Below are 13,887 nucleotides of genomic sequence, written 5' to 3' on the forward strand. Positions count from 1 at the left end.
AGAGCCTTTTATCTGTCTAACCTGCTACCAGCATAATCAGAATGGGCAGAACCAGGAATGAGGCAAGCGTGCTCCACAAGATGCAGGTGGAGACCAGTTTTGGCGATGCATTAAATTTTTCGGCTAAAATGACTGCATTCACAGCCACTGGCATGGAGGCCAGAATGAAGAGAACGGAGAACAAAAGACCTGAAATTCCCAGTATCAGCATGGCAAGACAAGCCGCGAGCGGGGAAAGCAGAAGTCGGATTGTTAGTCCTGCGTAGCTGGCTTTTTTAATAGATGGCTCCAGCTTGAGTATTTTCACATAAGCCATTTGAGTACCCAGAATCGCCAGCACAACCGGAGAATAAGCAGCTGCAATCATTGAGACACTCGATTGAATGCCGGAGGGCAGATGCCAATCCAGTGCTCGAAGTCCCAGTGCGAGAAGAGCCGCATAAATTGCAGGGAGAGAAAATACCGACTTCACGGCACTTTGAACAGAAAATTCAGAGCGGGCTGCAAAATAAACGCCAATAGTATTGACCATAATCATTTGGATGACAACATATACAGAGGCTTTATCCAGACCAAGCTGCCCAAAGGCAAGTAAAATGAGCGGCAACCCATAATTTGCACTATTGGTCAGTGTGGAAATTAAGGTGAGCCCAGCCGTTTCCGGGGCGCTCAGCCTAAAGATTTTCCCTGCTAATTGTGCAATTCCCCACAATAGCAGCAGGTTGAGTAATGAAAAAGCGGCTGTCTGTGTCACATCATGCCAGGAAAGCTGCGCTTTGAGCAGTGTGTCCAGAATCATGGCAGGACTTAAAAAATATAAGTACAAAGTCGAGAGCGGTTTTGTTTCCAGCTTCATGAATTTGCCGAGTAAAAATCCGGCAATCACCGGAATGGACAGCGGAACGATAACGGATAAAAGAGTTGAAAGTACGATTTGAATCATGAATTCCACCCATCCTTTCTGTAATGACATTTTCCATTATAAGGCGCTACTTTTGGGCCCGTCCAAGATGGATAAACAATTAAGGTTATAGGTATATACTATGAAGCTTAGCGCACTTATTCTGAGAACAACAAAAGGGATGTCCACAGCCATGTTGAACGGCTAGTAGGAACATCCCTTTTATGTGAAACCGAGTATTCTAATGGTTTAAGCAGAAGCCATAGTTTTTGCTTTGGTTCGGCATTCGTCAGAGCAATAGTGTTGATGCTGTTCTTCGCAGTCTGGGCACACGATATGTTGGAGATTGCAGACCGGGCAGTTACTATAATGATCGTTTGGCGTTTCACAGTGGTAGCATTGACCGACAATAACGTCTTCATCCGTATGGTTGATCCGAACCGAAATCCGTTCGTCAAACACATAGCATTTACCGTCAAACAAACGCCCTTGTACTTCAGGGTCCTTGCTGTAAGTCACAATGCCGCCATCCAACTGGCCTACATCGTCAAAGCCTTCTTTAATCAGCAGACCGGACAGCTTTTCGCAACGAATACCTCCAGTACAGTATGTCAGGATTTTTTTATCCTTAAATTGAGTCATATTATCGCGAATCCATTGTGGAAATTCACGGAACGATTCAACTTCGGGGCGAATGGCTCCGCGGAAATGACCGATGTCATATTCGTAGTCGTTACGACCGTCCAGAACCACGACATCTTCATCTTGAAGCTGTTCATAAAACTCCTTTGGTGACAGACGCTTGCCGCTAATTACATTAGGGTCCAGCTCGTCCTCATGACGTAGCGTAACCAGTTCCTGGCGATGACGTACAAATATTTTCTTGAACGCATGACCGTCAGACTCATCTATTTTAATAACGATATCGTGGAATTTCGGATTGGCGCGCAAATCACGGATATACTGCTCCGTTTGCTCTACTGTACCGGACAGTGTTCCGTTGATTCCTTCCTCAGCAATCAAGATTCTTCCCTTGACGCCCAGCTCTTTGCAGTAAGCCAGATGCTCTGCCGTAAAGGTGGCAGGATCTTCAATATTGACATATTTGTAAAACAACAAAATTCGATAAGCATGTTCACACATGTAAAATCACCCTCTGATTCAAGTCAAAGTTTTTTAACAAGCAAGTTTAAATGTACCACATTCTTTAAGTTAGTCAACATAAATGTATAAAAAGTGGAAATGGAAAAGATGACGAGCGACAAAAGTAAGGGGTTACATTATAATGGTATTGTGGGGTTGATGAGATTTGCGGTAACAGGTTGAGGTCTAACAGATGAAAGGATGAATTCAATGGAACATCTTTTGACAGCGCATACACCACCTATGGGATGGAATAGCTGGGATTGCTATGGCGCAGCAGTAAGGGAAGAGGAAGTACGGGGAAATGCTCAATATATAGCGGAGCACCTGAAGGAGTATGGATGGGAATATGTAGTGGTGGATATTCAATGGTATGAGTCGGGAGCAGTATCTTCACAGTACCGACCATTTGTTTCATTGGAAATGGATTCATTTTCACGTCTGATTCCAGCGGTGAATCGGTTCCCTTCGGCAGCAGACGGTCGTGGGTTCCATGCTCTTGCAGAATATGTGCATAGTTTGGGATTGAAATTCGGGATACATATTATGAGGGGCATCTCTAGACAGGCGGTTCATCAGGATACCCCGATTTTGGGAACTACAGCTACGGCCAGACAAATTGCACATCCTAACTCTATTTGTCCTTGGAACACCGATATGTATGGGGTAGATGCATCCAAGGAAGGCGCACAGGAGTATTATAATTCTTTGTTTGACCTGTATGCGGAATGGGGTGTCGATTTTGTCAAAGTAGATGACATTGCTGCATCACGTCTCTATGGTATTCATTTGGCGGAAATCGAATTGATTAAGCGGGCTATCGCCCAATGCGGACGTCCGATGGTGTTAAGTCTATCGCCTGGTCCCGCACCGCTGGAACATGCATCTGATTTAATCGAAAATGCGAATATGTGGCGTATGACTGATGATTTCTGGGATGTATGGCCTTTACTGCATGGTATGTTCGAGCGTTGCGAGAAATGGGCGGGACATGTAGGTCCAGGTCACTGGCCGGATTGCGACATGTTGCCACTGGGGCATCTGGGAATTCGTTCGGTAGATTCAGTAGATTCCGGCAGTCATGATCGTTGGACACGCTTTACGAAGGATGAGCAGCTGACGATGATGACCTTATGGAGCATTTTCCGGTCTCCACTGATGTTCGGAGGAGAATTGCGTGATAATGACGCATGGACACTTTCATTGCTGACGAACAAAGAAGTGCTCGATGTTCATCACAACGGTGTGAATGCGCGACAGGTCTACAGAAAGGATGAACATATCGTTTGGACTTCTCACAATGAGGAAGGTCACGTATATGCGGCTTTATTTAATGCTGGAGATGAAGCTTCAACAGTCCGTGTATCCCTACAGGAGCTTGGAATTGAAGGGCAGGCAAGTGCGAGAGACTTGTGGAACCATGTGGATTTAGGTGTTATAGTGCAGGAACTGTCCGCAGATTTACCCCCTCATGGAGCTGCTCTATTCTCTATAAAATAACAGGATGCTAGGAAGAAGGATCTAAGCTGCAAGTTCAGTTCTAGTCATCTTATCGTAAAGTGGAGGGTATCTTTACGAAGAGGTGACTTTTTTAGCATGTGTAACTTTTTGATATTTTAACGGACTCGACATGATTCTTGGGAATTTGACATTTAGAACATGTTAGGTTTATAGAGTGCCTATTTCTGCACAAATTTAAATCATTCTAGCCGAATAGAGTCGAGAAAGGAGTCAAATGATGAAATTAAAAAAAATTCACAAAAATGAACAGGACGAGCCTTGGCCCTCTAGTGAACAAATACTGTGTATAGGAGGGGCAAATCTGGATCGTAAAATCATGGTTAAGGGTACATTTCAGCTTCACACCTCCAATCCGAGCAGCACTAGGCTGCAATCTTGCGGTGGGGTAGCACGGAATGTAGCTGAAAATTTAGGGAGGTTGAGCCGACGGGTCAGCCTGCTAACCGCAGTTGGAGATGATGCGGAAGGCGAATTTATCATCGAACAGTCTAGCCGTTACATGCATGTGATTCCTCTTCAAGTCAAAGGTGAGTCGTCAACTGGCGTTTATACTGCCTTGCTAAACGAGCATGGTGAAATGATTGTAGCGACAGCAGAAATGGAGATTTATGATCAGATTCGTCCTTCAGTAATTTTTGAAAATATTCCTTTAATCGCCTCGTCCCGACTTGTTCTGCTGGACACTAATTTCTCTATGAACGTAATAGCGGCCACCATACATGTCTGTCAGGAACATCAGGTTCCCCTTGTCGTTTCATCGGTGTCAGCTTCCAAGATGAGAAAGCTTCCCCGAAATTTGCATGGGGTGGAATGGCTGGTATGCCAACCGGAAGAGGCTGAAGCTTATTTGGGACTGGAACTTAAAGATGACCAGCAGATATTGGACGCAACTCGAGTTTTTCACAAACTAGGGGTTCAAAATGTCATTATTATCTGCAGTGCTGAGCATGTGTTGTTTGCTTCTCAGGATGGAACTCATGGACAAATCCCTATCCCTCCAGTTCAACAGGTCATTGATGTCACAGGCGCAGATGACGCGTTTATTGCCGGGATGATTTATGGAATTACCCAAGGTTATCCTATGGAGCAAGTGTGCCAGTTTGGAATCAGTTGTGTCGACTTAACCATACAAACGGATCGGACAGTCTCAGACACCATTTCTGTGAATAAACTCCATTCTAGGTTCCAGGAGCTGTACGGCACACATTCGCAAAATTTTGTATTTTTTAAGGGTGTGTATTTTAAAAAGAAAAATACATAAGTAAAGAAGAGAACACTTAACCTACAACAGCGTGTATTTAGAGCTTCACAGATGTAATGATCTCAAATATTGAATGTATAAAAGGGGCAGGTTGTCTGATGGACAGTGTGAAATACGCTATTGTTTTTCTGCCGCTGTTTCTTCTTTATTTGCTTTTAAAGGGAGGGGCTTTGGCAGTAGGATTTCTATATCGACTGATCTATTCAACGCTAACCTTACGTGGGGAAGTGAGTGACGAGCTTCTAGCTGTGCAGCATGCTAAACGTATTATCATAATCGGCTCACCGGGGAGTGGCAAGACTTTTTTGGCCAAACGACTGTCGATGTGGACTCATTTGCCGTATATTTCGTTGGATGATTTGTATTGGGGGCCGGAGTGGAAGCGGAGCACAGACAAACAATTTCATAAACAGCTGGGTGAAGTCCTGCAAGGGGAAGAGTGGATTATCGAAGGGAATTATCATGAACGTTATTTTACCGAGCGACTCCAGCGTTCCGACACAATCATCGTAATGGATGTCAGCACGATTGAGGCGATATCAGGTGTTATCACGCGTTCGCTTAACCGTTTTTTATTTTCAAAGGAGCTACCCAAAGGAGTAGAGCAAGAAGCCGTTCGTATTTGGGATATTTCACCTCGGTTTGTCCGATTTGTTCTGGGTTTTCGCAGGCGTATCCGTCCTAAAATCTGGCCGCTCATTTTGCAATATGGTAATGAAAGGAATTTGATTATCTTAAAATCTAAATATCGTTCATGTCCTTGGCTGAGCCCAGATAGACAATTATCTCCTTGACTTGAATCTGCGTTTCGTGTAAAGTGGTGAAAATTGTAATATATAGGAATAGTGTAGACCAAGGATCAAAGGTTCAATTACCCGCTGTACAGAGAAGAAACCCATGGGCTGAAAGGTTTCTCGCCGCGAATGAATGTTTTCCTGCCTTGCGAGCTGTAGCGGTGCGTAAGATAAACCGTTACCGGCCAGATGCCGTTATCTAAAGAAGGACCGTGCCGAATATGGTTACGGTCAAATGAAGGGTGGTACCACGACACATTCGTCCCTGACGGATGTGTCTTTTTTGCGTACATTTTATCGTTCTTACAAGGAGGAAGCCACACATGCGCCAAAGCCAATTATTACTGACAACCTTGCGTGAAGCACCTGCAGAGGCCGAAGTGATTAGTCATCAGCTTATGCTGCGGGCAGGATTTATCCGCCAATTGGCGGCTGGAATGTATACCTATATGCCACTGGGCAGACGGGTACTCAGAAAAGTGGAACAAATTGTACGAGATGAGATGGATCGTGCAGGAGCTGGAGAATTGCTGATGCCTGTATTACAGCCAACGGAACTGTGGCAAGAATCGGGGAGATACGATTTGTACGGTTCAGAGCTGATGCGTCTGCAAGATCGACATGATCGGGAGTTTGCATTAGGGCCTACACATGAAGAGGTCATTACGTCTTTAATACGAAATGAAGTGAATTCCTATCGGAAATTGCCTGTAACACTGTATCAAATTCAAACCAAGTTTCGGGATGAACGACGTCCTCGGTTTGGGTTGCTTCGCAGCAGAGAATTTTTGATGAAGGATGCCTATTCGTTTGATGCCAATTGGGAGGGACTAGATCACACTTATTGGGCCATGTTCCAGGCATATCAACGTATTTTCACCCGCTGCAGTCTGAATTTTCGCGCCGTCGAAGCAGATGCTGGTGCTATTGGTGGTGAAGGTGAAACCCACGAATTTATGGCGCTGGCTGATATAGGAGAGGATACCATAGTGGCGTGTACCTGCTGTGATTATGCTGCCAATCTTGAAAAGGCAGAGCCACGTTCTACGGGGAGCATAGGAATATCTTCTGTCTCCGATGAAAATGAACATGACAGCCATCCTTCTATCGATACAGATGAAATGGAAAAACTGTATACTCCAGGTCTGCGGACCATAGAACAACTGGTTGATACCCTTCACATAGAGCCCCAAGAAATCATCAAAACATTGATTTATATGGCTAACGATCAACCTATTGCTGTAGTTGTCAGGGGAGATCATGAGGTCAACGAAGTAAAAGTTAAACAAATTTTAGGTAGTGAAAAATTCGAAATAGCAAATGCAGACACCGTCACAAAGGTGACTGGAACCCCACCCGGGTCCATAGGCCCATGCGGCTTGACAATCCCTGTGTGGGTGGATTACGCCGTTGTTCAAATGTCCAGCGGTCTTGCAGGCGCGAACGAGCAGGACTACCATTATCAGCATGTGAATCCAAGGCGTGATATGGATCTTCGGCATGTGGCAGACTTGCGCAATGTTATAGAAGGGGATAGATGTCCTCGATGTGACGAAGGGAAATTGGAACTCCACCGTGGAATTGAGATTGGACACGTATTCAAACTGGGCACCAAGTACAGTGAGAAGCTAGGGGCGACCTTTCTAGATGCGTCCGGAACCGATCAAGCGATGATTATGGGCTGCTATGGTATTGGCATTTCCCGAATCCTGTCCGCCATTGTAGAGCAGAATCATGACCAGAACGGAATGATATGGCCCCACGCACTGGCTCCGTTTCAGGTTCATATCATTCCGATTTCAGTGAAAGACAGGCTTCAGATGCAAATAGCCGAGGAGCTATACTGCCAACTACAGGATCGCGGTATAGAGGTTCTTCTAGATGATCGTGACGAACGTCCAGGAGTTAAATTTAAAGATTCAGATTTAGTAGGTATTCCCGTGCGCATCGTCGTTGGTAAAGATGCTGAACACGGAAAAGTAGAATTCGTAGAGCGAAGAAACAGCAACAAAGAGTCGATTCATATCCATGATGTAGAGAGAAGAATATTGAGTCTCATACAACACTAAGCATCTGTATCCCGCAGAATATGACCTTCTCCAAGTGTAATCTCATGAAAGTCCGCCATCTGACGTGCCTGAAAACGAATAGGCTTGTCTCGACCTATCATAATGATATTTTGAATGTCGGCAACGCCTTCCGATGGTAGAGAGAATGTTGTGACATAGGCGAATTCTTCACGCAACGTTGTGTGAATGGCATGGACTAGATGATCGTGTTCACTTTTGCCCATTACATTCATAATTAGCGATCCTTCGGAATCCAGCTTTTCTTTAGCCATCTTGAAAAATTCCCAGGATACTAAATGCAAGGGTGTACCCTGCTCCGTGAAGGCGTCCAATATAATATAGTCAAAAGCATCCGGGGCCTCCTTCTCCAGGATGCGACGTCCATCGCCAATAGTCACATTGTTCTGGTCGTACCCAAAGAATGTTCGGCTGAATTCTACCACTTGCGAATCCAGCTCGGCAATCTTAAAACGTTTATCTGTAAAGTGACCCGCAATCGTGCCTATACCATGCCCGATAACAAACACGTCTTCAAATGACGGATCGTTCAGCTCCATAAGATGGATGATTGCTCTGGGATATTCGAACAGAATGCGTTGCGGATGATTCAAATCTAGCGCACCTTGGACAGCCGCATTTGAAAATTCCATCACACGAAATAACCCCTTTTCACCATACAGCTCCGTGGTTTCATATACCGTGATTTCATGGTTATTGCTCAACTTTTTATATAAGACATCCAAGTGAATAATCTCCTTCAAGTCAGACTTCCTCCTCATCTTAGACATTCATAGGATTGTTGTCCATAGATGAGGAGTATTGTAGGCAGAATTGTTTATTTTTCCATAACGGAGTGTTTGAACTTGTTCGTATGTCCTTTAGGAGATATAATATACAAGGATATAATGAAGTTCGTTGTGTATATTCATACAGGAAGAGAGCGGGATATTATGGGACGTAAGTGGAATAACATTAAAGAAAAGAAGGCATCCAAGGATGCTAATACGAGTCGTATATATGCTAAATTTGGCGTGGAAATTTATGTGGCAGCCAAACAGGGCGAGCCTGATCCTGAATCCAATCGGGTCCTAAGAGTCGTGTTAGAACGTGCAAAAACGTACAATGTACCGAAAGCGATCATTGACCGTGCTATTGAAAAAGCAAAAGGTGCTGGCGATGAAAACTACGTAGAGCTGCGCTATGAAGGTTTCGGACCGAACGGTTCCATGGTCATTGTAGATGCACTGACCAATAACGTAAACCGTACAGCATCAGATGTGCGTTCTGCTTTTACTAAAAATGGCGGTAGCCTGGGCGTGAGCGGATCTGTAGCCTATATGTTTGATTCAACAGCAGTTATTGGTCTGGTAGGTAAAACTCCAGATGAAGTGCTGGAGCTGCTGATGGAGGCAGATGTCGAAGTTCGTGACATCATTGAAGAAGATGAAGCCGTCATCGTATATGCAGAGCCTGATCAATTCCATGCTGTTCAGGAAGCTTTCAAGCAGGCAGGAGTAACGGAGTTTACCGTTGCCGAGCTCACCATGCTTGCTCAAAATGATATTACTCTTCCAGAAGATGCACAGGCTCAATTTGATAAATTGATTGATGCATTAGAAGATTTGGAGGATGTTCAGCAGGTTTACCATAACGTAGACTCTGAGGAATAGTCGGATTGCATCATTTACACCTGAGCGTTTGGATACACCTGAGCGTTTGGATAAAATAAACATTCCTAAACCATCGTATTTCGGTACGATGGTTTTTTGTGAATAAAATTATATAAAATCAATTTTATTTTCTTGACTGATCAGTCTGTAAAAATTATAATCATAAGCAAGGAGGTGAACATGAGGTTTGGGAAGAGCTAAAGAATTTGATACTGAAAGTGTTCTGCGAAAAGCTATGGCTGTATTTGGAGAGCATGGGTATGAGGGAACTTCTCTGACCATTTTACTGGATCAGCTGGGTATAGCGCGGCAAAGTCTTTATGATACCTACGGCACGAAATACGATTTGTTTTTTTCGGCTATTCAGCTTTACATACGTGACAAAACCGAAGCCGTAGTACATCTGCTCAGTCAACCTGGGAGCATTAAGGATGCAATAGCGATGATTTTTAATGAATCTGTTAGAGTCTTGATGGATAAGAGGCTGTCGAAGGAATGCTTTATTATGAACAGTGCTATTGAACAGGCTCCGCATCATCATGAGATCAAAGCTTTTATTACTGAAAACACTGAAAAGCTTGAACTTGCTTTTTACAACGCCCTAGTCCGCGCCCAAAGTGAGGGGGAGATTCATGCTACGGAATCTGAACTGTTGTCAATCGCCAGATTTCTAAATCATGCCCGATTATCGCTGACATTTACCGCCAAGACAGGCGCAAGCCCTGAGGTGCTTAGAGATGTTGTGCGTACGACGCTGTCGATTTTGGAGTGATCTTTATGAACGCTTAATAGCGTTTATTTTTTGAATATTCTAGACCAATTAGTCAAAATTTTTTTGAGTATTATAGACTGATCAATCTAGAATTCTTATGTTTAATTTCTGTCTTGAATTTGTTTTAAGCAGGAACTAAAAATAATTATGCGAGGTGTCTACCATGACAATCAATCCGAATACCGACAAAGCAAAACAGCAAGCGCAAGCAGTCATGCATAAATTTATGTGCAACATGTTAGAAGAAAATATAGAGCAATGGATTTCATTATTTGATGATCACGCTGTTTTCGAGTTCCCTTATGCGCCTAAGCATTTTGCACAAATGCTTCAAGGCAAAGCAGCGATTTACGAGTATATTAAGGAATTTCCTAATATGCTTCGGATTCAGGATTTCTCTTCACCAATTATCCATACGACAACGGACCCGGATTTATTCGTGACCGAATTTGCCTGTGAGGCGCAGGCTGTGAGCACAGGTAAACCGTATAATCAAACCTACATTTCTGTTATTAAGTTGAAGAACGGAAAAATTACTCACTACAAAGATTACTGGAACCCTTTGGTCGCTCTTGAAGCCTTGGAATCATGAATGAAAGAGTTCAAGCCTCATGGAGATATGAAAATCTAGACTAAGATAAAAAATTTAAATAGGAGATGAATTTTATGAAAGACAGAAATATAACGTTGATTACAGGGGCAAACGGCAAAACAGGCAGCCGTGTAGCTGCCAAACTTACGCAACTTCAGTATCCGGTACGTTTGGCAGGGCGTACTAAACCTGGCAATTGGGAAGAAGAAGATTATGTATATTTTGATTGGTATGATGAATCAACACATGCACAGGCACTGATGAATGTAGATAAAGTTTATTTGGTAGTACCTGTGTTGGACGTCAATCCCGCCAAAGTGATGATTCCTTTTATTGAGAGGGCCTTGAGAGAAGGAGTGCAAAGATTCGTGCTTTTAGGCAGCGCATCTGTGCCTGAGGACGGGCCAGTATTTGGACCTGTGCATCAAGCACTTCGTAGATTAGCTCCAGAGTGGGCTATATTACAGCCATCCTACTTTATGGAGAATTTCACAGAAGGCCAGCATGTGGAAACGATCAAAAACAACAAGGCCATTTATAGTGCAACCCAAAACGGGAGAATAGGCTTCGTAAGTGCAGATGACATTGCAGAAGTGGGAGTGAGGGCTCTTATTGACGATAAACCACACAACGCGGCTCATGTCATCACTGGACCTCAAACACTAACATATAACGAAGTGGCTGAAATTATTGGGAAATCAACAGTCCAACCGATCCAGCATATCTCTTTGTCTGATGAAGAGTTGAAAGCGGGCATGGTTCGCGCTGGAATGCCTGAAGAATATGCAGATATGCTGGCAGGATTGGATAGAAGGATACGTGAAAACGGAAGTGAAGACCAAGTGACTGATACCGTTAAGCTTGTCACTGGGCGCTGTCCGGTCTCATTTGAGCAGTTTGTTCTGAGCCACAGAAACAGCTGGAAGACATCATGACGAAGTGATTCCTTTATTTATTTTTAGGGTCATAAGAGTAACCAGGATACTTGACGACGGGCCATTTGACCTTTCGTAAATTAGAGATTACATCAGAACCAACATGTAAATTACTTTGAATCAGTTCTGTAGGCGTAAGAGCCATCCATTGATTTAAGGACACATCTGCAAAACGGTCACTTTTAAACATTTCAAGAAACCATAGTGTGCTGGAGCCAGTATTTTGAATGTAATGACCGTAAGCAAAAGGCACATATCCAACATCCCCGGCCCTAAAATCAAATGTCCGGGCTGCACCATTACCGCCAAAGACAGTCATCCGTCCTTGCCCTGCAAGGTAGTATTGCCATTCATCATTATTGGGGTGCCAGTGCATCTCTCGCATGGCTCCGGGCTCAATCTCAACCAGGGCAGCTGCGATAGTTTTGGAAATCGGAAAATTGGAGGAGTCGACGATCCGTACGCTTCCGCCCGGTGTTTTGATCGGGGGCTGAGCTAGTAATTCATGCTTAAAGGATAGGGGCAACGTCCCATAGGGAGAGGGAACCGCTTGACTTTGGATTGAACCGGGAACGGAATCCTGATAGATGTAGACTTGGTCTTGAGGAATGGCTGCAAAATCGGTTTCTGGAATCCCGAAATTTGCAGAAATCACCTCTTTGGGAGTATGGGCGAACCAATCTGAGATGGATAAGGTGTTCAGATCGGAAAAACTGCCATCATCGAAAACCAGCAAAAACTCACAGCCTTCTTCAAGGCCCTGTATAGAATGCGGGATGCCTGGTGGAAAGTACCAGAGATCGCCTGGGCCCACATCAGCAATAAAATTACGTCCATCTTGGTCAACTGCCGTAATCCGTGCACTTCCTAACAGCATATAAGACCATTCTGCCTGCTGATGCCAGTGAAGCTCACGGACACCGCCCGGTGTCAAACTCATGTTCACTCCGGCAAGAGTTGTGGCAATGGGTAACTCCCTTACTGTAACTTCTCTTGACCACCCACCATGATTAAGCTGCATATGAGCATCTGAAAAAGAAAACCGCATATTCGGTATGAGACCATTGTCCGTTACGGGAGGAACCAGCATATCCGGATTTTGTAAATCCCTCATCACATCACGTGGACCCTTGTCGATGCCCCCTGCACCATCACTTCTGATGGGTTGGGGGATTCCGACTTTCTTTGAGCAATCATTATGCATCATTTGATCTTCCTCTCTAGGTTGAAGCATGATGAAGCATAGGATTAAGAGAAAATACGCATAAAGATTTTATGATGACGTGATGAGTTTTATACCGTGTGCGATAGATCTGTAAACAGTGCTTGAATGATTTGAGCCAAATCGTGCGGACTCAGTTCCAGCTGAGTTCCAATTTTCCCGCCGCTTACAACGATCGTTTCCAGTTCAACTGCGGACTGGTCGATATAAGTGGGGTAGAGCTTTTTCATTCCTATGGGAGAGCAGCCACCGCGAATATATCCTGTATGCTTTTGCAACTCCTTAACAGGAAGCATTTCAATTTTTTTCTCTCCCGCAGATTTGGCAGCCTTTTTGAGATCAAGCTCTTTATGTACAGGAATGACAAAAACAAACAGATTTTGTTTGCTATGTGCAACCAAGGTTTTGAAAACGGATTCCGGTGCTCTTTGGATCTTTTCGGCTACGTTCATACCGTCTATTTTTCCATCTTGATGGTCATAACTCAAAATATTGTAGTGGATGTGTTGCCCGTCTAATATGCGCATGGCGTTTGTTTTGCTGACACTCATTTTAATTCTTCCTTTCTTAAAGCTTTTCCAAATGATCTACATAATCTTTTGCATCCTTAAGAGACAGATCCTTAGCGATTCTTAATTCTTTTATGGCTTGAATCTTATTTCCTTCCCTGATCAGTAGAAGCAGCCTTTGATTGATTTCTTTTGAAGCTTCTGTGTCTAGGAAATGTGGAGGAGGGGGAGTAATTGTACTTGACATCGATGTTTCCGTTGGTCCTGAACGGTTCTCAAGACGCTCCACATCGGATTTCAGGTTATTAAGTCGAGATTGAAGACGGTAGACCTTGAACAAAAGTATGACGGAGAGGATCAACGCAATGATTGCTACATATTCGCTAGTTGCCAATAGAATCTCCCTTTTCTTGTTAGTTTTATCACTAAATTTTTGCCTCTTATCCATAGTATATCATGATGATCGACTAATCGAATGGAGAATCATATTCTTGTGTA

At 43.9% G+C, this 13,887-nt stretch carries 14 protein-coding genes; 8 read left to right on the forward strand and 6 right to left on the reverse strand.

The genetic code is table 11. The annotated features are described in order from the left end of the window. Positions 1–16: 16 nt before the first annotated feature. Positions 17–943 (reverse strand): AEC family transporter, encoded by a 927-nt coding sequence (locus tag HFD99_RS20525; protein ID WP_025364789.1) that lies wholly within the window; start codon positions 941–943, stop codon positions 17–19. 207 nt (positions 944–1,150) lie between these two features. After that, positions 1,151–2,044, reverse strand: a complete 894-nt coding sequence (gene trhO, locus HFD99_RS20530; RefSeq protein WP_025364790.1) for an oxygen-dependent tRNA uridine(34) hydroxylase TrhO — start codon at positions 2,042–2,044, stop codon at positions 1,151–1,153. 210 nt (positions 2,045–2,254) lie between these two features. On the opposite strand from trhO, the gene HFD99_RS20535 reads away from it, so the two are divergent. The 4 genes from HFD99_RS20535 (at position 2,255) to HFD99_RS20550 (ending at position 7,689) form a co-directional block, all read left to right on the forward strand. Beyond that, complete coding sequence (locus HFD99_RS20535; protein ID WP_025364791.1) at positions 2,255–3,544, forward strand: glycoside hydrolase family 27 protein; 1,290 nt, start codon at positions 2,255–2,257, stop codon at positions 3,542–3,544. Positions 3,545–3,782: 238 nt separating this feature from the next. Next, positions 3,783–4,826 carry a carbohydrate kinase family protein gene (locus tag HFD99_RS20540; RefSeq protein ID WP_039277235.1) on the forward strand — a complete coding sequence of 348 codons (1,044 nt, stop codon included), beginning with the start codon at positions 3,783–3,785 and terminating at the stop codon, positions 4,824–4,826. A gap of 98 nt (positions 4,827–4,924) precedes the next feature. Beyond that, the gene (locus HFD99_RS20545) at positions 4,925–5,620 is read left to right on the forward strand and encodes an adenylate kinase (protein ID WP_025364793.1); all 696 of its coding nucleotides are present in this window, start codon (positions 4,925–4,927) and stop codon (positions 5,618–5,620) included. Between the two features lie 323 nt (positions 5,621–5,943). Beyond that, positions 5,944–7,689, forward strand: a complete 1,746-nt coding sequence (locus tag HFD99_RS20550) for a proline--tRNA ligase (RefSeq protein WP_123797173.1) — start codon at positions 5,944–5,946, stop codon at positions 7,687–7,689. On the opposite strand, the gene HFD99_RS20555 is transcribed toward HFD99_RS20550, so the two are convergent. Further along, entirely contained in the window at positions 7,686–8,450 is a 765-nt protein-coding gene (locus HFD99_RS20555; protein ID WP_017428510.1) for a spermidine synthase, read from the reverse strand. The genes HFD99_RS20550 and HFD99_RS20555 overlap by 4 nt on opposite strands. Before the next feature lie 189 nt (positions 8,451–8,639). On the opposite strand from HFD99_RS20555, the gene HFD99_RS20560 reads away from it, so the two are divergent. The 4 genes from HFD99_RS20560 to HFD99_RS20575 all read left to right on the forward strand — a co-directional run bounded on the left by HFD99_RS20560 (position 8,640) and on the right by HFD99_RS20575 (position 11,658). Next, positions 8,640–9,359: a YebC/PmpR family DNA-binding transcriptional regulator gene (locus HFD99_RS20560; RefSeq protein WP_025364795.1), complete on the forward strand. Its 720-nt coding sequence runs from the start codon at positions 8,640–8,642 to the stop codon at positions 9,357–9,359. 187 nt (positions 9,360–9,546) lie between these two features. Next, the gene (locus tag HFD99_RS20565; protein ID WP_017428512.1) at positions 9,547–10,131 is read left to right on the forward strand and encodes a TetR/AcrR family transcriptional regulator; all 585 of its coding nucleotides are present in this window, start codon (positions 9,547–9,549) and stop codon (positions 10,129–10,131) included. Positions 10,132–10,294: 163 nt separating this feature from the next. Then, on the forward strand, positions 10,295–10,723 hold the full coding sequence (locus tag HFD99_RS20570; protein WP_039277237.1) for a nuclear transport factor 2 family protein: 429 nt from the start codon (positions 10,295–10,297) through the stop codon (positions 10,721–10,723). Between the two features lie 74 nt (positions 10,724–10,797). Further along, positions 10,798–11,658: an NmrA family NAD(P)-binding protein gene (locus HFD99_RS20575; protein ID WP_039277239.1), complete on the forward strand. Its 861-nt coding sequence runs from the start codon at positions 10,798–10,800 to the stop codon at positions 11,656–11,658. Between the two features lie 13 nt (positions 11,659–11,671). Here the strand turns inward: HFD99_RS20575 and HFD99_RS20580 are convergent, their stop codons facing one another. The 3 genes from HFD99_RS20580 to HFD99_RS20590 all read right to left on the reverse strand — a co-directional run bounded on the left by HFD99_RS20580 (position 11,672) and on the right by HFD99_RS20590 (position 13,783). Then, positions 11,672–12,862: an oxalate decarboxylase family bicupin gene (locus HFD99_RS20580; RefSeq protein ID WP_029514310.1), complete on the reverse strand. Its 1,191-nt coding sequence runs from the start codon at positions 12,860–12,862 to the stop codon at positions 11,672–11,674. 89 nt (positions 12,863–12,951) lie between these two features. Further along, positions 12,952–13,431, reverse strand: coding sequence for a Cys-tRNA(Pro) deacylase (ybaK, locus tag HFD99_RS20585; protein WP_039277241.1), 480 nt, complete (start codon positions 13,429–13,431; stop codon positions 12,952–12,954). A gap of 16 nt (positions 13,432–13,447) precedes the next feature. Beyond that, positions 13,448–13,783 carry a ribosomal protein L7/L12 gene (locus HFD99_RS20590; protein ID WP_039277379.1) on the reverse strand — a complete coding sequence of 112 codons (336 nt, stop codon included), beginning with the start codon at positions 13,781–13,783 and terminating at the stop codon, positions 13,448–13,450. Positions 13,784–13,887 lie beyond the last annotated feature (104 nt).

This window comes from Paenibacillus sp. EKM301P (assembly GCF_011800295.1).
In the GTDB taxonomy this organism is placed as follows: Bacteria; Bacillota; Bacilli; order Paenibacillales; family Paenibacillaceae; genus Paenibacillus; species Paenibacillus polymyxa.